The following is a 16,735-nucleotide window of genomic DNA, read 5'->3' as shown; positions in this document are numbered from 1 at the left end:
CAACATGAACATCATCAACGCACGCCTGCGCGGCAAGCCCGGGCTGTTCCGCATCGAACTGAACGGCGAGCGCATCGCCGCCATCACCCCCCAGGCAGAGGTGCTGGCAGCCGGCACTGGCGATGACCTTGACGCTGGGCAGAACCTGGTGGTGGCGCCTTTTGTCGAACCGCATATCCACCTTGACGCCACCCTGACGGCTGGCGAGCCGAAATGGAACATGAGCGGCACGCTGTTCGAAGGCATCGAGCGCTGGGCGGAACGCAAGGAAATTACCACCCACGAAGACATCAAGACACGTGCGAAAAAGACCATTGGCATGCTGGTGGACCACGGTATCCAGCATGTGCGCACGCATGTCGATGTAACCGACTCGAACCTCACCGCTTTAAAGGCAATGGTCGAGGTGCGCGACGAAGTGCGTGCACTGGTCGACCTGCAGATTGTCGCCTTCCCCCAGGAGGGGATCGAGTCTTATGCCAACGGGCGGGCACTGATGACTGAAGCGGTGGCGATTGGCGCCGATGTGGTCGGCGGCATTCCACACTTCGAGAACACCCGCGATCAGGGCGTGTCATCGGTGAAGTTCCTGATGGACCTGGCCGAGCGTACCGGCTGCCTGGTGGACGTGCATTGCGACGAGACCGACGACCCGCAGTCGCGCTTTCTGGAGGTGCTGGCCGAAGAAGCCCGGGTTCGCGGCATGGGCGCCCGGGTAACGGCCAGCCATACCACGGCCATGGGCTCCTACGACAATGCGTACTGCTACAAGCTGTTCCGCCTGCTCAAGCTGTCAGGCATCAACTTCATCTCGTGCCCGACCGAGAGCATTCACTTGCAAGGGCGCTTCGACAGCTATCCCAAGCGCCGCGGGCTGACCCGCGTGGCCGAAATTGATCGCGCAGGGATGAATATCTGCTTTGGCCAGGACTCCATCGTCGACCCATGGTACCCGCTGGGCAATGGCAACATCCTGCGCATACTCGAAGCGGGCCTGCACATCTGCCACATGCTCGGTTATGAAGACCTGCAGCGTTGCCTGGACCTGATCACCGACAACAGCGCCCGTACCCTGAACCTTGGCGAGCGCTACGGCATCGAAGTGGGGCGGCCGGCGAACCTGTTGCTGCTGTCGGCGCCGGACGATTACGAGATGGTGCGCAGCCAGGGGCATGCACTGGTGTCGGTGCGCAATGGCAAGGTACTGATGCAGCGTACGCCAGCGCAGGTGCAGCGCATGGGCTGACTAGGCCCTGAGCTCCTTCAGGTATTTGTAGACAGTGGCGCGGCCCATGTTGAGCACATTGGCAACGTAGTCGGCGCCACTCCGTCCATCGAAGGCACCCTCTGCATGCAAAGCCTGCACAAGGGTGCGCTTGTCCTTCATCCGCAGCGTCTGCAATGACAGGTTGTGCGCCTGTAGCCAGCCATGCAGGAAGGTATTGATACGTTCCTGCCAGTCGTTACGGAACAGTGCATCCGGCTGTGGCACCAGGCGGCTCATCTGGAAGAACGCATCCAGCGCCACGCGAGCCTGCTCCAGCACGGACACGTTCAGGTTGATGCACATCAGGTGCTCTGCTTCTCCGTCCTGGTTACGCAGCACACTACTGATCGAGCGGATTTTCTGGCCGTTCCAGTTCAGCTTTTCATAAGGGCCGAGATTGGCGCCGCTGAGCAGCCCCCCCAATTCCTCATCGATAGCCGAATCATCGCCCAGCTTGCGCTGGGAAAAATTGTTGGCGATGTGCACCACTGTCTGGCTGCTCAGCTCGTGAACGATGACTTCAGCGTGCGGATAAAGCAGCAGCGCGATGCTGTCGGCGATTGCCTTGTAGTTTTCCAGGGTCATTTTCAGTCGGTGATCGAATGCCGGACGTACATGGTGGCGGCAAAGCGCAGCTTAAACAAGGCGGGGCGCAAGCAGCACTGGTACGCCTGCCTAGCGCCTGTTCCGGCCAAAATGCGCTTTAACATGCGATAAGCCGTGATTATTCCATGTGAGGAAATATTTGCAGGTGCATTTTGTTATCGCCATAATTGGTACGTAATTACATGGTACATAACACAGTACAAAATCGTAGGAGCAAGCATGGCCCGGGGCGGTATAAACAAGGTTGTAGTGCAACAGGCGCGTCAGGCGCTGATTGCCCGTGGCGAGAACCCCAGCATCGATGCCATACGTATCGAGCTGGGCAATACCGGCTCCAAGACCACGATTCACCGCTACCTGAAAGAGCTGAACGGCCAGCAGCCAGTGGCTTCTGAAGGTGGCGCCGCGCTGAGCGATGTGTTGAGCCGCCTGGTCGGGCAATTGGCAACCCAGTTGCAGGATGAGGCTGACCTGCATATCGAGCAGGCCGAAAGCACCTTCACTCAACAGCGGGAAACGCTTGAGGCGCAGCTGGAAATCGCACAACAGGCACTGGCTGCTGCGCATCAGCAACACAAGATCGATGCAGCGGCATTGGCCGCCGAGACAGAAAAGCTGTTGTCCACGCAAAGCACCCTGCAGGCCGAACAGCTTCGCAGTGCCAGCCTCAACCAGTCGCTGGGTGAATTGCAGGTGCGCCTGGCTGACAAGGACGAGCAGGTCAAGTCGCTGGAAGACAAGCATCGCCATGCTCGCGATGCGCTGGAGCACTACCGCACGGCCAGCCGTGAACAGCGCGAGCAGGAACAGCGCCGCCACGAAGCGCAGTTGCAGCAGATGCAGGTGGAGGTGCGCCAACTGCAGCAGGGCATGATCGTCAAACAGGACGAACTGACCCGCCTGCACCGTGATAACGAGCGCTTGCTGGGTGAGCATCGCCAGGCCGCCAGCGAATGCCGGGCACAGGACGAGTTGCTGGAACAACGCGATGCGCAGATCCAGGGCCTGCGTACGATCCTGGCCCAGGCCCAGGGCGCCAGCGAGGAAATGCGCCGGCAGCTGGATGTGCAAGCGCAAAGCCTGGAGCAACGGCGCGATCTGTGCGCCGAACAAGCTCGCCAGTTGCAGCGGCTTGAGGAACAGCTGAAAAACCGTGACGACGCGTTGGCACAATGCAGGGCGCAATTGCCCGTAGTTGCAGGTGGCGCTGAACTATAGTGAAAGGCGGTGAATGCGGTATGACCAGGGATTTCAATGTGTGCAGCCAGGAAACAGGATGATGACGGGCTCATCGCGGTAACCGGCGAGGGCCGCGCCGTGGCGTTGTTCCGCCTGGTGCTGGCATTCATGCTGGTGGTGATGCTGGCCTTCGTGCTGGTCGAGGGCTGGCGTATCTGGCGCGACTATCGGCATGCCTTCAGCAATGCCGAAAACATGGTCACCAACCTGGCCCGGGCCACGGCGCAGCATGCCGAAGACGCTATCCGCCAGGTCGACGCCATTACCGCTGCCTTGGCCGAGCGCCTTGAAGGCGATGGCTTTGAGCACATCGATCGACCACGCCTGCACGCTTTGCTGGCCCAGCAGAAAAGCATCATGCCGCAATTGCACGGGCTGTTCGTGTATGGCCCGGATGGCCGCTGGATCGTTACAGACCGGGCGGCCATCCCGCCCAATGCCAACAACGCCGACCGCGACTACTTCGTTTACCACCGCACCCATGCCGACCGTAACGTCCATATCGGCTCGGTGGTGCGCAGCCGCTCCACCGGCGACCTGATCATCCCCATTTCCAGGCGCCTGGAGTATGCCGACGGCCGCTTTGCCGGCGTGCTGCTGGGCACCATCAAGGTGGAGTGGTTCGTGCGTTACTACGGCGACTTCAAGATTGACGAGCGTGGCGCACTGGTGCTGGCAAAACGCGACGGAACCATTCTGGTACGCCGGCCTTTCGTGGAGCAGGTGGTAGGCCGTAGCCTGGCCAACAGCGAGATCTTCCGCAATCACTTGCCGTACGCCTCGGAAGGGGTTGCCGAGGCCGTTGCCGTGGTCGATGGCACCACCCGGCTTTATGGCTACCGGGCACTTTCCAGCTACCCACTGGTGGTGGAGGCAGGTTTGTCGCGGGAATCAATCGTTGCGCCTTGGCGGCACGACGCAATCAAGTCTGTGGCTGTGCTGCTGTTGTTGCTGGTGGGCCTGGCGGCGTTTGGCGGTGTGGTACTAAGGCAGTTGCGCGAACGCATCATCATCGAACGGGCACTGCACCAGGCGCACCAGACACTGAAAGCGCTGGCCCTGACCGACAGCCTGACCGGGCTGGGCAACCGCCGGCGGCTGGATGCGGTGTTCGAACCAGAACTGCGACGCGCACGCAGACAGGGTTACCCGCTGGCGCTGGTGATGCTCGACCTTGATCACTTCAAGGCCTATAACGACCGTTATGGCCACCCAGCCGGTGACCAATGCCTGCGGCGCTTTGCCGAACTGCTGCAACAGGCGCTGAAGCGCCCGGCAGACCTGGCCGTGCGCTATGGCGGTGAGGAATTTACGCTGTTGCTGCCCGATACCGATGCCCGCGGGGCAGAAGTGTTGGTGCAAGACCTGCAACAGCTGTTACGGCGGTTGATGCTGGAGCATGCGGGTAGCCCGCTCGGCCGCGTTTCTTTCAGCGCAGGGATCGCGGTGGGCGACCTGGCGCGGCAGGGCTGCACTGCAGAAGGCCTTATGGCGGCAGCGGATGCGGCGTTATACCAGGCCAAGCGACGGGGGCGTGACGGGTACTGTGTGGCAGGCGAAGTGGTGGCGGATGTCGGCCCGTAAGCGGCTTTCAAGCCCCAAGCTGCTAGTGACCCAGGCAAAATCCCGAGGTCAAGAGCAAAAGCATGCCAATAGCTTCATCGGGCCCATGCATACAGCCGGTCACGCCTGCATGGAAAAAACCGCAGGCAATCGGTACCCTTGCGGCTTCCTTCGCCATCACCCGGACCGTTCCATGCTGTTCAATCTCGCCGTGTTGTTCGGCACCCTGGTGGCCATGGAGGGCGTTGGCACGCTGGCTCACAAGTACATCATGCATGGCTGGGGCTGGTGGCTGCACCGCTCGCACCATGAGCCCCAGCTGGGCATGCTCGAAACCAACGACCTGTACCTGGTGGCCCTGGGGCTGATCGCCACAGCGCTGGTGGCCTTGGGCAAGAGTGGCTACGCACCCTTGCAGTGGGTGGGTGGTGGTGTGGCGGGGTACGGCATGTTGTATGTCGTGGCCCATGACGGGTTCTTCCACAGGCATTGGCCGCAAAAGCCAAAGCCGGTCAACCGCTACCTCAAGCGGTTGCACCGTGCGCACCAGTTGCACCATGCGGTGAAGGGGCGCACGGGGAGTGTGTCGTTCGGTTTTTTCTATGCGCCGCCGTTGAAGGTGTTGAAACGGCAGCTGCGAAGTAACCGCAAACCTTCGTGACAGTCTGATCGGGCCCCTTCGCGGGTGAACCCGCTCCCACAGAGACCGCATCAGGGCTAACAGGTGGTGGCCACAAGAACCTGTGGGAGCGGGTTTACCCGCGAAGAGGCCATCAGCCCTGATTCACAGTTCCGCCTTCAGGCTGGGCCGCCACATGCCCCCGGCTTACCCACCAGCCGAACCCCGCCGCAGTAAAGAACATGATCAGGCTGTACAGCGCCGCCGGTACCGCCATGGTCGCGTTGTTCAGCAGTGAAGGGCTCAACGCCAAGGCAATCGCCAAGGTGCCGTTATGTATGCCGATTTCCATGCCAATGGCAATTGCCTGGCGTTTAGGAATGTTCAACAGCCGTGGCACCCAGTAGCCCACGGCCAGGCTCAGCACGTTGAACAATAGCGCCGCCAGGCCAACCAGCGGTGCGTACTCGACCACGGTCTGCCAGTCCTTGGCCAGTGCCAGGACGATGGTGAAGGCCAGGAACAGCGCAGCCACCAGCTTCATCGGCTTTTCCATGCGCGCTGCAAAGGCCGGGGCGAAATGGCGAATCAGCATGCCCAATGCCACCGGCAGCAGGACAATGGCAAACACCTGCAGGACTTTGGCGAACTGCAACGGGATGGCCTGGTCCGAGGCCATGAACCAGCTCAGCGACAGGTTCACCAGCAGTGGCATGGTCAGGATCGCGATCAGCGAGTTGACGGCCGTCAAGGTGATGTTCAACGCCACATCACCGTGGGCCAGGTGGCTGAACAGGTTGGCCGTGGTGCCGCCCGGCGAGGCGGCCAGCAACATCAGCCCTACCGCCAGGGCAGACTCCAGCCCAAAGCCGTTGGCGATCAGGAAGCACACCAGCGGCAGCAGCAGGATCTGGCAGGCCAGGCCCACCACCACCGGCTTGGGGTATTTAACCACGCGAGCAAAGTCGGCCAGGGTCAGTGACAACCCGAGGCCAAGCATGATGATACCCAGGGCAAGCGGCAGAAAGGCAGTGAGCAAGGGCGAGGCGGTCATGGGCGGTCTCTCGGGCGAAGGATCCCGAAGAGTGTAGGCGGGCGCTGATTGATAGCTAATCGCAAAGGGCCAGCTGTTGGTAACTGTTTGTTACCGCGTGCAGCGGTTACCGAGGCTGCATGCCGCATTGCAGTAGGGCTGCAGGCGCAGTAGCATTTCGGTTTTTACCGAGGATTAGCCTGTCATGCCGTTCCAGCAAGGTCTGCTTGCCAACCCGGTGCCGGCCCACGCCCGCCACCTGTTCTTCACCCTGCAGTCGCCCGAGGCTTTGCCTGGCGCACTGGATGCCTTGCTGCCACAGGTCGATGGCGAACAGCTGATCCTGGGTATCGGTGCCCCGCTGGCCAAGGCCCTGGGCCGTGCAGTGCCAGGCCTGCGCGCCTTCCCGCTGCTGGATGCCGCCGTGGAAAACCCAAGCACCCAGCACGCCCTGTGGCTGTGGCTGCGCGGTAACGAACGTGGTGACCTGCTGCTGCGCGCCCAGGCCCTGGAAAAGGCGCTGGCACCGGCACTGCGCCTGGCAGACAGCGTTGATGGCTTCCTGCACCGGGGTGGCCACGACCTGACAGGCTATGAAGATGGCACCGAAAACCCGGTGGACGAGGATGCTGTGCAAGCGGCCATTGCTGCCGACGGTTCCAGCTTTGCTGCATTCCAGCTGTGGAAGCACGACCTGGAGTACTTCAAGTCGCTGCCCCAGGCCGACCAGGACAACATCATTGGCCGCCGCCTCAGCGACAACGAAGAACTGGATGACGCTCCCGAGTCCGCGCACGTCAAGCGTACTGCCCAGGAAAGCTTCGACCCCGAAGCGTTCATGGTCCGTCGTTCGGTGGCCTGGGCCGACCAGCGCGGCGCCGGCCTGGCCTTCGTAGCCCTGGGTCAAAGCTTCGATGCGTTCGAAGTGCAGCTGCGGCGCATGAGCGGGCTTGAGGATGGCATCATCGACGGCCTGTACCGTTTCAGCCGGCCGCTGACCGGCGGCTATTACTGGTGCCCGCCAATGGGCGAGGCAGGTGTCGACCTGAGCCAACTGTTGCACGCCTGATAACTAAACATCCAGATACAGAATCACCCGGCAGTGCGGGCCAGAGCGGCTAGCCTTGAAAGCTTCCGATTCATGACGGGAGCTTTTCCATGTACGCACGTCGTGATGTCCTACGCGCGGGCGCAACGTTGGGCTTGTTGGCCGCAAGCCCCTGGCTGCACGCCGCCGCCCCGGCAGGTTTGCTGACCCGTAAGATACCGTCCACAGGGGAAGCGCTGCCGGTGATCGGTGCCGGTACTTCCGGCAGCTTTGAAGTAGACGCAGGCTCAGCCCAGTATCAGCAGCTTAAAAGCGTGCTAAAGGCGTTTTTCGACGGCGGTGGACGGGTGATCGACACCTCGCCCAACTATGGGGGTGCCGATAGCATTCTGGGCCAACTGCTGGAAGAGGGCGGCTGGCACCGGCAGTGCTTCATTGCCACCAAGATCGCCGCCGACAGCCGGGCCGACGCGCAGGTGCAATGGGCCGGCAGCCTGAAGAGCCTGCGTACCGACAAGGTCGACCTGCTGCAAATCCACAACTTGCGCGACTGGCAGACCCAACTGCCTTACGCCCGCGAGCTGAAGCAGCAGGGCAAGACCCGTTATGTGGGCATCACTCACTACCTCAACAGCGGCCAGGACGAAGTTGCCCGAATCGTGCGCAGCCAGCCACTGGACTTCATCCAGATCAACTACTCGGTGAACGCGCCTGATGCCGCGCGTGAACTGCTGCCACTGTGCCAGGACAAAGGCGTGGCGGTGCTGATCAACCGGGCTTTCGACGATGGCCGTCTGTTCGCCCGGGTCAAGGACCAGGCGTTGCCTGGCTGGGCGGCAGAGGCGGGGATCGGCAGCTGGGCGCAGCTGTTTCTCAAGTTCGCCATCAGCCACCCGGCGGTGACCACGGTCATTCCTGCGACCGGGCGGCCCGACCGGCAGCTCGACCAGCTAAAGGCTGGCCATGACCCCTTGCTCACCCAGGCGCAGCAACAGGCGCTGATCAAGCAGTTTGCCTGACATCATGCAGGCGTGGCGGCGGCGCCTGGACCAGGGGCTGAACATCCAGCCCGGCGAAGCCCCCGCGGTAGTCGCCGGCCTGCTGCTGTTCTACCTGCTGTTCACCGGCTACTTCATGCTACGCCCGGTACGCGAAACCATGGGCATCGCCGGTGGCGTGGACAACCTGCAATGGCTGTTCACCGGCACCTTCATCGCCACCCTGGCATGCCTGCCGCTGTTCGGCTGGCTGGCGTCCAAGGTGCAGCGCAGGCACATCCTGCCCTGGACCTACGGGTTCTTCGCCAGCAACCTGTTGCTTTTCGCCGTGCTGTTTACCAGCAACGCGGACAATTTGTGGACCGCCCGGGCCTTCTACATCTGGCTGTCGGTATTCAACCTGCTGACCATTTCCCTGGCCTGGAGCGTGCTCGCCGACCTGTTTTCTAGCGCGCAGGGCAAGCGCCTGTTCGGTTTGCTGGCGGCCGGGGCCAGCCTGGGCGGGCTGAGTGGCCCCATACTCGGTACTTTGCTGGTAGCCCCACTGGGCCATGCAGGGTTGCTGGTGCTGGCGGCGGCCTTTTTGCTTGGCAGTATCGGCGCGACCCTGTTCCTGCAACGCTGGCGAGTAAAGCAACCCATGCAGGCGCATTCTGAGCGCGCGGATTCGCGGCCTTTGGGCGGCAACCCGTTTGCCGGCGCCACTGCCGTGCTGCGCTCCCCGTACCTGCTGGGCATTGCCCTGTTCGTGGTGCTGCTGGCCAGCGTTAGCACCTTTCTGTACTTCGAGCAGGCGCGCATTGTCAGCGAGACCTTCACCGACCGTACGCGACAAACCCAGGTATTCGGCCTGATCGATACCGTGGTGCAAGCCCTGGCCATTCTCACCCAGGTGTTCCTGACCGGCCGCCTGGCCCGCCGGCTGGGCGTGGGGGTGTTACTGGTGGCAGTGCCCTTGGTAATGGCCGCAGGCTTCCTGTGGCTGGCACTGGCGCCCGTGTTCGCGGTCTTCGTGGTGGTGATGGTGGTACGCCGGGCCGGTGAGTACGCGCTGGTGCGGCCTGGGCGGGAAATGCTGTTTACCGTGCTACCGGCAGAGGACAAGTACAAGGCCAAGAACTTCATCGACACGGTGGTCTACCGGGGTGGCGATGCCTTAAGCGGCTGGATCAAACGGGCCCTGGACGTGATGGGCGAGCACCCGCAGTTGGCCATGCTCATTGGCGCGCTGATTGCGTTGGGGTGGGCCGCGACGGGTGGCTGGCTGGGCCGCCGTCAGGCTCGCCTGGATAGCCCATCGCACGACTGACAGGCGCACCAAATATGGCGTTGTCGCTTATTTAATGCCACCGGTCCGAACCCATGGCGATAAAACGAATCCCTCCCTATGGCTGAACTCCGAACTTGTGTACGGCAGCTGCCGTGCAATCCGAAGTCATATGAGGTTTGAAGACCATGGCCAACAAAGACAACAGCCGCACCGGTAACCAACAAGGCAGCCAAGGCGGCAACAAGAACCCAGGCAACTTCGCCAATGATCGTGAAAAGGCCTCCGAAGCCGGCCGCAAGGGCGGCCAGTCCTCTGGCAGCAACATGCCGCATGATCGCGAGTCCGGCCGCAAGGGTGGCCGCTCGTAATTGACCTACATGCAGTGCCGGGGCGACCTGGCACTGCAAGGGGCAAGGGGTTGCATTTACCCGGGGTTGGCCGACAATGGCCGCGCCCCTTGCAGCCACTCGGAAATCCTTGCTCCATGATGCTGACCCAGCAATTCCCCGACACATCCCTGGATGACACGCTATTTGTCTTCGCCCTCGAAGCCGAGGCGGGCGATGTATTCACTGAGGTGAACACGGTGTTCACCGGTATCGGCAAAGTGAATGCTGCCATTGCCCTGACCAAGGCGATTGCGAAGCGCAAGCCCAAGTTGATCGTCAACCTTGGATCGGCTGGCAGCCAGCGCCACGGCAAGGGCAGTGTGGTGTGTTGCAACCGCTTCGTTCAGCGCGACATGGATGTGACCCCACTGGGCTTCGAACGTTACCAGACGCCGTTGTCCGATACCCCGGTAGTGTTGGAACACGGGGCGGTCATTCCGGGCCTGCCCTTGGAAACCTGTGGCAGCGGTGACACCTTCGAGGTCAACCATGGTGACGCGCCTTATGACGTGGTCGACATGGAAGCCTACGTGCTGGCGTTGATAGCGCGCAGTGAAGGCATTCCATTCGTGTGCCTGAAATACATCTCCGATGATGCAGGCAGCGATGCCGCGGTGGATTGGGCGGTGCAGGTACACCTGGCTGCAGAAGCGTTCAAGCGGGTGCTTTTCAGCCAGGCGTGAGTGCGGCCCAATAACACCTTCACGGTCAGGAACGATTCCGCGCTTTGCTCATCCCGGGTTGAACTTTGCGGCTGCTGACGTTTCCACCGCATAACCCTGGAGGCAAGCATGGCCAGACATATCATTCACTTCACCGGGCCGATCAACTCGTCGACCTGCGGCAACCTGATCAACACCTGTTCGCGGGCGTTGCAACAGGGGGCCGAGATCCTGCAACTGAACATCGCCACCATGGGTGGCGAGTGCAGCTACGGGTTTACCCTGTACAACTTCCTGCGGGCACTGCCGGTAGAGGTGCATACCCATAACCTGGGCACGGTCGAGTCCATGGGCAATATCCTGTTCCTGGCGGGGCAACGGCGCACGGCATGCAGTTACAGCAAGTTCCTGTTCCATCCATTCCACTGGACCCTGCACGGTTCGGTGGACCATTCACGGATGGCGGAATATGCAATGAGCCTGGATTACGATTTGCGCCTGTATGCACAGATCGTGGCCGAGCGCACCCAGGGCGCCACCGAGGTGCTGGATGTGCCGCGTTATCTGATGGCGTATCCACGGATACTGGGGCCACGGGAGGCGCTGGAGAACGGGATGATCCATGCCATCGATGAAATGCCGATCGAAACGCAGGCGGTTCAGTGGAGTGTGCATGCATAGCGGGTACCCGTGCACAGGGTAGCGAATGCCATTGATTCCGGTTATTCGACAAAATTTTGAATCTTCTCGCCGTGCCCGAATCAATCAGGGTGTCATCCATGGAGAAGAGGAGGCCCCCTGCGATGCCTAGCCCACAGCTGTACATCATCGACTACCAACTGCATGGCCAGCCGCGCAGTTTCATCATTCGTCTTGAGCGCCTGGACAACGCCGAGGCCTGGCATTGGGCAAGTTGCGATGCGGGCATCGGTATCATCCCCAAGTTCGGGCGGGAGAAAATCAGGAAGATCAGCCGGCCGATGGCCGAGCGCTACGGGATCACCGCTGTAACCTGGCGGGTATCGGGCAGCAGGCCGAACCCGTCGGCACAGGACCCGGCGGCAGTGGTCTGACCGGCAGAGCGGGCACCGGCGTCAGCTGCCGGTGTACTTCACGGCCGCCGCCGTACGCGAGCTGACGCCAAGCGCCTTGAGCAGTGAAGACACGTGAATGCGCACGGTAAACGGCGAAATGTCCAGGGCCCTGGCTATTTCCTTGTTGGTCTTGCCTTGGGCGATCAGCCGCAACACGTCGTGCTGGCGCTGCGTGAGCTGTTCCACTGCACACTCACCCCCAGGCCCACCACCACGATTCGGCAAGAAACCCGAGGGCGCATACCTGACCAGCACTTCGCCATCGCGAATGGCCAGGATGGCTGCGCCCATTTCCTCTGCCGCAATGCTTTTACCGACAAACCCGTCCACCCCGGCTTGCATGACCTGTTCGACGATGGCGGGGTCATCGACCATCGACACAATGATCAGGGTGGTGCGGGGCAGCTGTTGACGTAAGCGAGCCAGGCACGGGATATCTACCAGCCCGGGAAAGCGCAGGTCGAGGATAAGGGTATCGGCTGCCTCGCCGGTGCTGGCCAGCAGCAACACCTCATCAAGGCAACCGGCTTCTTCCACGCGGGCGCCCGGCAGCACACGCAGCACGGTGCGCGACAGGGCTTCCCTGAACAGCGGATGGTCATCCGCCACGATGATGCGACACGTCACGCCTGGCAACTCCCTGTAGCCGTAGGTGGACCGGAGCATGCTAATTTAGCAGCCACGCAGGGAGGGCGCTGCCCATGGAGGGCAGTAATGCGACCCTGTGCACAAGGACACTGGCCATGGACCTGGACAAGAACAACGAACTCGATCAAGCCAACCTGCGCGTCATCGTTGCCTGTTGCGCGCTTGCCTACATCACCATGCTGGGCTTCCTCCCGGGCCGCTCGCATGCGCCTCACCTGCCGATCATCTACTACATCGCGGTCTTCATACTGGTGTCCATCGGCTTGCGCCAGGCCATCGCCCACTGGCCCGGGCATTACCCCTGGCGACGCGTGCTGGGCATGGTGCATGACTACACCGGTACCTGCTTCGGCCTGGTGGTCGGTGGCGATGCGGCGCTGCCGATCTATGCGGTGATGGTGTGGGTGAACCTGGGTAATGGCATGCGCTTTGGCTCGCGCTACCTGGCAATTGCCACGGTGCTGGCCTTGGCGGCGTTGCTGGTGGTGTACCAGATCACGCCTTATTGGCAAGCCAACCCGTTCATGGTGCTGATGCTGCTCACCACCAGCACGGTGATCCCGATCTATGCGCATCTGTTGCTGGAGCGCACGCGCAAGGCCTCGGAGCTGGCCGCTGCGGCCAACCGCGAAAAATCGCGCTTCCTGGCCCAGGCCAGCCATGACCTGCGCCAGCCGATCCATTCGATCGGCCTGTTTACGGCCTGCCTGCGCGATGCGCCACTGGGCGAGCAGGAGCGTCGGTTGGTGGACAGCATCGACCGCTCGCTGCTCAACGTGTCGCAGCTGTTTCGCTCGATTCTCGACCTGTACACACTGGACAACGGGCGTGCACAGCCCAGGTACGAGGTGTTTGCCCTGAATGCGTTCCTGGCTGAGCTGCTGCAACAGAACCGCGAGGCCGCCCGCTGGGCGGGCGTGACCATTCGCTTGCGGCCTTGCCGTTACTGGACCCGAGCCGACCGCGGCATGTTGGCCACCATGGTACAGAACGTGTTGTCCAACAGCTTCAAATATGCAGCACATCGCCCCCTGCTGCTGGGCGTGCGGCGCTGTGCCGAGGGTTTGGCCATCGTAATCTACGACCAGGGCCGAGGCATTGATGAAGCCCACCAGCGGCTGGTATTCGAAGAGTTCTACCGGGTGCGCCAGGTGCGTGACACTGATGTCGAAGGCGTAGGGCTGGGCCTGTCGATCGTGCGCCGGCTTGGGCGCCTGATGGGCTTGGAGGTAAAGTTGCGCTCGCGGCCAGGGCACGGCACGGCGGTAAGCTTGCAGGGCCTGCCACGGCTGTCCGCGCAACCGGCGCAGGTGCCGGTTGATCGTGCGCATGCAGCACCGGGCCTGCTCGGCGGCTTGCGTGTGTGCCTGGTGGAAGACGACCACAACGTGCTGAGGGCAACCACGGCACTGCTGCGGCGCTGGGGCTGCGAGGTGGATGCGCACAGCTCGCCCGTGGGACTGAGCAGTGATTGTGAGGTGATCGTCGCCGATTACGACCTGGGGCGGGAGGCAACCGGGGTCGACTGCATCGACCAACTGAGGGCGCAGCGTGGGTGGGACGTGCCCGCGCTGATCATGACGGGGCATGACACGGAAAAAATCCAGGCAGTAGTGCATGAGCGCAATATCGCTGTGCTTTCCAAACCGGTGCGCCCAGCTGAACTGCGTGCGGCCTTGCGCGCATTGCGCGAGGAAACGGCGGCGCCGGCCAACTAGGCCGGCACGGGGCGCGGGGTGGGTTTATTGCAGGATCAGGGCCTGGCCTTCCTTCATGCAGGTCGGCGTTGGCTCATACAGGCCCATGCCGGCTACCGCGACGATGCCACCGCTGGGCATCTGGCACTCGTACTGGCCTTTGGCGGTGGTGGCGGTGTAGTAGGTGAGGGTGCTGTCATTACGTACATCGGCAACTTTCGACACCTTGGTGTTGAGAATGAACTCGGTACGCTGCTTGAGGGTGTCTTCAGAGGGCTTGATGGTCTGGCAGCCGGCGACGCCGAGCAGCAGGGCGGTACTCAGGACTAGCTTGAAGGGGAGCATGATAGGGGGCTTCCTTGGCGTTGTTATCGCTGGACTATAACGCCGAGGGGGGTGAGGGGCGATTAGGGCGGATGTACGAGGTGGCCTTTGGCCTTTATGTGGCCTGTGCGGGCCTCTTCGCGGGCTTGCCCGCTCCCACAGGGATGTGCGGTCCCCGTGGGAGTGGGCTCAAACCATTACAGTGGCTGCTTCAACACCAAGGTCAGGATGTCATAACTGGCCACCAGTTCGCCCAGCTGGTTAGTCACTTCCACATCCCATGCCACCACACCCTGCGGCTGGCCCAGCGGGCTGGTCTTGCCCTGGTCAATCTTGCGCTTGCAGGTCAAGCGCGCCTGGATGGTGTCGCCAATGCCCACCGGGTTGATGAAACGCAGGGTATCCAGGCCATAGTTGGCCAGCACTGGCCCCGCGCCGGGTGATACAAACAACCCGGCTGCCGCCGACAGCACGAAGTAGCCGTGGGCGATGCGCTTGCCGAACTGCGATTCCCTGGCAGCAATTTCGTCAAAGTGCATGTAGAAATGGTCGCCCGACAGGCAACCAAAATTGACCAGGTCGGCTTCGGTCACGGTGCGGCGGTGGGTAAGCAGCGACTCGCCGATGCGCAATTGCTCGAAGTAGCGACGGAACGGGTGCACTTCAGTCTCGATCACTTCAGCGCCACGCACATACTCGCCAGTCACCGCCGTGAGCATGCTCGGTGAACCCTGCACCGCGGCACGCTGCAAGTAGTGCTTGACCGCACGCAGGCCGCCCAGCTCTTCACCGCCACCCGCACGCCCCGGGCCGCCATGCTTGAGCTGTGGCAGCGGCGAGCCGTGGCCGGTGGACTCCTTGGCGGCTTCACTGTCGAGCACCAGCAGGCGGCCGTGCCAGGCGGCAGCCACTGGAATGGCCTTGGCGGCCACGCTGCGGTCGGCGGTGACCAGGGTCGCCACCAGGCTGCCTTTGCCACGTGCGGCCAGGGCCAGTGCCTCGTCAAGGTCATCGTAGGCCATCAGGGTGCTGACCGGGCCGAACGCTTCGATATCGTGGGCACCGCCTTCGGCATGCGGGTTGCGAGCCTGCAACAGGGTCGGGGCGAAGAATGCGCCCTCAGCCACACCTTCGCCGCGCGGCGCAAAACCATCGCTGGCGCCGAACAGCTGATCGCAGCTTTGCAGCAAGCTGCGCACCCGCTCGGCCACGTCCTGCTGCTGGTCGTGGGAGGCCAGGGCGCCCATGCGCACGCCTTCCACCGACGGATCACCGACCACTACCTTGCCCAGCCGCTCGCGCAGGCGCGTGGCAACTGCGTCGATGTGTTTGGCCGGTACGATGGCACGGCGGATGGCGGTGCATTTCTGCCCGGCCTTGGTGGTCATTTCCCGCACCACTTCCTTGATGTACAGGTCGAACTCTTCACTGTCCGGGGTGACGTCCGGGCCGAGAATGGCGCAGTTCAACGAGTCGGCTTCGGCGGTAAACGGCACCGAATTGCGTATCAGGTTCGGCGTGACGCGCAGTTTGGCGGCGGTATCGGCAGAACCGGTGAAGGTCACCACGTCCTGGCCCTGCAGGCGCTCCAGCAGGTCGCCGGTGCTGCCAATGACCAGTTGCAGGCTGCCCTCTGGCAGCAGGCCGGAGGCGTTCATCAGGCGGACGACGGCCTCGGTCAGGTAGCTGGTGGAAGTCGCTGGCTTGACGATACAAGGCATGCCGGCCAGGAAGGTCGGCGCGAATTTCTCCAGCATGCCCCAGATGGGGAAGTTGAAGGCGTTGATGTGCACTGCAACGCCTGCACGTGGCACCAGGATGTGGCTGCCGGCGAAATGGCCTTGTTTGCCCAGCGGGATGGCCGGGCCTTCGTGCACCAGGTTGCCCGACGGCAGCTCACGGCTGCCGATGCCGGCATAGGCGAACAGCGTGGCGTTACCCCCTTCGATGTCGATCCAGCTGTCGGCACGGGTGGCGCCGCTGTGGTGCGACAGGGCGTATAGCTGTTCCTTGCGCTCGGCCAGGTACAGGGCCAGCGCTTTAAGCCGTGCAGCGCGTTGCTGGAAGTCCATGGCCATCAAGCTGGCGAGGCCACGGGCACGGGCGAAGTCCACGGCTTCGGCGAAGTCCGGGCGCTCCTCGTGGCTGTAGGCCAGGACGTGGCCATCAAGGGCGCTGCGCAGGGCCTGGGCGCCGTGCTGGCCCAGCCAGCGGCCGGCGATGAAGCTTTGCAGAGTAGGGGCGGCAGACATGCTGTTCTCCATGCTGTTCAAATTTA

Annotated in this window: 16 protein-coding genes and 1 pseudogene; 12 read left to right on the top strand and 5 right to left on the bottom strand. The window is 62.4% G+C overall.

The annotated features are described in order from the left end of the window. Positions 1-4 precede the first annotated feature (4 nt). Positions 5-1,246, top strand: a complete 1,242-nt coding sequence (gene codA / locus ACQKPZ_RS02035; RefSeq protein WP_427535242.1) for a cytosine deaminase — start codon at positions 5-7, stop codon at positions 1,244-1,246. Here the strand turns inward: codA and ACQKPZ_RS02030 are convergent, their stop codons facing one another. Then, positions 1,247-1,852: a helix-turn-helix transcriptional regulator gene (locus ACQKPZ_RS02030; protein ID WP_427535240.1), complete on the bottom strand. Its 606-nt coding sequence runs from the start codon at positions 1,850-1,852 to the stop codon at positions 1,247-1,249. Between the two features lie 240 nt (positions 1,853-2,092). Between ACQKPZ_RS02030 and ACQKPZ_RS02025 the strand changes: the two genes are divergently transcribed. From ACQKPZ_RS02025 to ACQKPZ_RS02015, 3 genes are all read left to right on the top strand, one after another. Beyond that, the gene (locus ACQKPZ_RS02025; protein ID WP_427535238.1) at positions 2,093-3,091 is read left to right on the top strand and encodes a DNA-binding protein; all 999 of its coding nucleotides are present in this window, start codon (positions 2,093-2,095) and stop codon (positions 3,089-3,091) included. Positions 3,092-3,127: 36 nt separating this feature from the next. After that, positions 3,128-4,696 carry a sensor domain-containing diguanylate cyclase gene (locus tag ACQKPZ_RS02020; protein WP_427535237.1) on the top strand — a complete coding sequence of 523 codons (1,569 nt, stop codon included), beginning with the start codon at positions 3,128-3,130 and terminating at the stop codon, positions 4,694-4,696. A 172-nt stretch (positions 4,697-4,868) separates the two neighbouring features. Continuing rightward, positions 4,869-5,336: a sterol desaturase family protein gene (locus ACQKPZ_RS02015; protein WP_427535235.1), complete on the top strand. Its 468-nt coding sequence runs from the start codon at positions 4,869-4,871 to the stop codon at positions 5,334-5,336. A 112-nt stretch (positions 5,337-5,448) separates the two neighbouring features. Here the strand turns inward: ACQKPZ_RS02015 and ACQKPZ_RS02010 are convergent, their stop codons facing one another. Further along, positions 5,449-6,348 carry a bile acid:sodium symporter family protein gene (locus tag ACQKPZ_RS02010; protein ID WP_427535234.1) on the bottom strand — a complete coding sequence of 300 codons (900 nt, stop codon included), beginning with the start codon at positions 6,346-6,348 and terminating at the stop codon, positions 5,449-5,451. 184 nt (positions 6,349-6,532) lie between these two features. Here ACQKPZ_RS02010 and ACQKPZ_RS02005 point away from each other — a divergent pair, with 184 nt between their 5' ends. The 7 genes and pseudogenes from ACQKPZ_RS02005 (at position 6,533) to ACQKPZ_RS01975 (ending at position 11,767) form a co-directional block, all read left to right on the top strand. Then, complete coding sequence (locus ACQKPZ_RS02005) at positions 6,533-7,396, top strand: Dyp-type peroxidase (protein WP_427535233.1); 864 nt, start codon at positions 6,533-6,535, stop codon at positions 7,394-7,396. A gap of 89 nt (positions 7,397-7,485) precedes the next feature. Continuing rightward, entirely contained in the window at positions 7,486-8,394 is a 909-nt protein-coding gene (locus ACQKPZ_RS02000) for an aldo/keto reductase (protein WP_427535231.1), read from the top strand. 4 nt (positions 8,395-8,398) lie between these two features. Further along, the gene (locus ACQKPZ_RS01995) at positions 8,399-9,682 is read left to right on the top strand and encodes an NTP/NDP exchange transporter (RefSeq protein ID WP_427535429.1); all 1,284 of its coding nucleotides are present in this window, start codon (positions 8,399-8,401) and stop codon (positions 9,680-9,682) included. 203 nt (positions 9,683-9,885) lie between these two features. After that, positions 9,886-10,011 (top strand): annotated as a pseudogene (locus ACQKPZ_RS01990) (general stress protein); the annotation flags it as partial. 116 nt (positions 10,012-10,127) lie between these two features. Continuing rightward, complete coding sequence (locus tag ACQKPZ_RS01985; protein WP_427535230.1) at positions 10,128-10,715, top strand: nucleosidase; 588 nt, start codon at positions 10,128-10,130, stop codon at positions 10,713-10,715. 108 nt (positions 10,716-10,823) lie between these two features. Further along, positions 10,824-11,375 (top strand): ATP-dependent Clp protease proteolytic subunit, encoded by a 552-nt coding sequence (locus ACQKPZ_RS01980; protein WP_427535229.1) that lies wholly within the window; start codon positions 10,824-10,826, stop codon positions 11,373-11,375. Between the two features lie 122 nt (positions 11,376-11,497). Next, a complete protein-coding gene (locus tag ACQKPZ_RS01975) occupies positions 11,498-11,767 on the top strand; it encodes a DUF6555 family protein (protein ID WP_403201927.1) in 270 nt (89 codons plus the stop codon). Positions 11,768-11,788: 21 nt separating this feature from the next. Here ACQKPZ_RS01975 and ACQKPZ_RS01970 read toward each other — a convergent pair whose 3' ends face one another. Beyond that, on the bottom strand, positions 11,789-12,415 hold the full coding sequence (locus tag ACQKPZ_RS01970) for a LuxR C-terminal-related transcriptional regulator (protein ID WP_427535227.1): 627 nt from the start codon (positions 12,413-12,415) through the stop codon (positions 11,789-11,791). 116 nt (positions 12,416-12,531) lie between these two features. Between ACQKPZ_RS01970 and ACQKPZ_RS01965 the strand changes: the two genes are divergently transcribed. After that, positions 12,532-14,154: an ATP-binding response regulator gene (locus ACQKPZ_RS01965; RefSeq protein ID WP_427535226.1), complete on the top strand. Its 1,623-nt coding sequence runs from the start codon at positions 12,532-12,534 to the stop codon at positions 14,152-14,154. Between the two features lie 24 nt (positions 14,155-14,178). On the opposite strand, the gene ACQKPZ_RS01960 is transcribed toward ACQKPZ_RS01965, so the two are convergent. Next, positions 14,179-14,478 (bottom strand): hypothetical protein, encoded by a 300-nt coding sequence (locus tag ACQKPZ_RS01960; protein ID WP_427535225.1) that lies wholly within the window; start codon positions 14,476-14,478, stop codon positions 14,179-14,181. 176 nt (positions 14,479-14,654) lie between these two features. Beyond that, positions 14,655-16,709 carry a phenylacetic acid degradation bifunctional protein PaaZ gene (gene paaZ / locus ACQKPZ_RS01955; RefSeq protein WP_427535224.1) on the bottom strand — a complete coding sequence of 685 codons (2,055 nt, stop codon included), beginning with the start codon at positions 16,707-16,709 and terminating at the stop codon, positions 14,655-14,657. Positions 16,710-16,735 lie beyond the last annotated feature (26 nt).

Source organism: Pseudomonas sp. NPDC089547 (genome assembly GCF_050280665.1).
Taxonomy (GTDB): domain Bacteria; phylum Pseudomonadota; class Gammaproteobacteria; order Pseudomonadales; family Pseudomonadaceae; genus Aquipseudomonas.
This window is presented reverse-complemented; position numbering and strand designations above follow the sequence as displayed.

What these genes read in the sequence shown, in the direction of transcription:
- codA (WP_427535242.1), top strand. Translation starts at nt 5, where the DNA reads ATGAACATCATCAACGCACGCCTGCGCGGCAAGCCCGGGCTGTTCCGC.
- ACQKPZ_RS02030 (WP_427535240.1), bottom strand. Translation starts at nt 1,852, where the DNA reads ATGACCCTGGAAAACTACAAGGCAATCGCCGACAGCATCGCGCTGCTG.
- ACQKPZ_RS02025 (WP_427535238.1), top strand. Translation starts at nt 2,093, where the DNA reads ATGGCCCGGGGCGGTATAAACAAGGTTGTAGTGCAACAGGCGCGTCAG.
- ACQKPZ_RS02020 (WP_427535237.1), top strand. Translation starts at nt 3,128, where the DNA reads ATGTGTGCAGCCAGGAAACAGGATGATGACGGGCTCATCGCGGTAACC.
- ACQKPZ_RS02015 (WP_427535235.1), top strand. Translation starts at nt 4,869, where the DNA reads ATGCTGTTCAATCTCGCCGTGTTGTTCGGCACCCTGGTGGCCATGGAG.
- ACQKPZ_RS02010 (WP_427535234.1), bottom strand. Translation starts at nt 6,348, where the DNA reads ATGACCGCCTCGCCCTTGCTCACTGCCTTTCTGCCGCTTGCCCTGGGT.
- ACQKPZ_RS02005 (WP_427535233.1), top strand. Translation starts at nt 6,533, where the DNA reads ATGCCGTTCCAGCAAGGTCTGCTTGCCAACCCGGTGCCGGCCCACGCC.
- ACQKPZ_RS02000 (WP_427535231.1), top strand. Translation starts at nt 7,486, where the DNA reads ATGTACGCACGTCGTGATGTCCTACGCGCGGGCGCAACGTTGGGCTTG.
- ACQKPZ_RS01995 (WP_427535429.1), top strand. Translation starts at nt 8,399, where the DNA reads ATGCAGGCGTGGCGGCGGCGCCTGGACCAGGGGCTGAACATCCAGCCC.
- ACQKPZ_RS01985 (WP_427535230.1), top strand. Translation starts at nt 10,128, where the DNA reads ATGATGCTGACCCAGCAATTCCCCGACACATCCCTGGATGACACGCTA.
- ACQKPZ_RS01980 (WP_427535229.1), top strand. Translation starts at nt 10,824, where the DNA reads ATGGCCAGACATATCATTCACTTCACCGGGCCGATCAACTCGTCGACC.
- ACQKPZ_RS01975 (WP_403201927.1), top strand. Translation starts at nt 11,498, where the DNA reads ATGCCTAGCCCACAGCTGTACATCATCGACTACCAACTGCATGGCCAG.
- ACQKPZ_RS01965 (WP_427535226.1), top strand. Translation starts at nt 12,532, where the DNA reads ATGGACCTGGACAAGAACAACGAACTCGATCAAGCCAACCTGCGCGTC.
- ACQKPZ_RS01960 (WP_427535225.1), bottom strand. Translation starts at nt 14,478, where the DNA reads ATGCTCCCCTTCAAGCTAGTCCTGAGTACCGCCCTGCTGCTCGGCGTC.
- paaZ (WP_427535224.1), bottom strand. Translation starts at nt 16,709, where the DNA reads ATGTCTGCCGCCCCTACTCTGCAAAGCTTCATCGCCGGCCGCTGGCTG.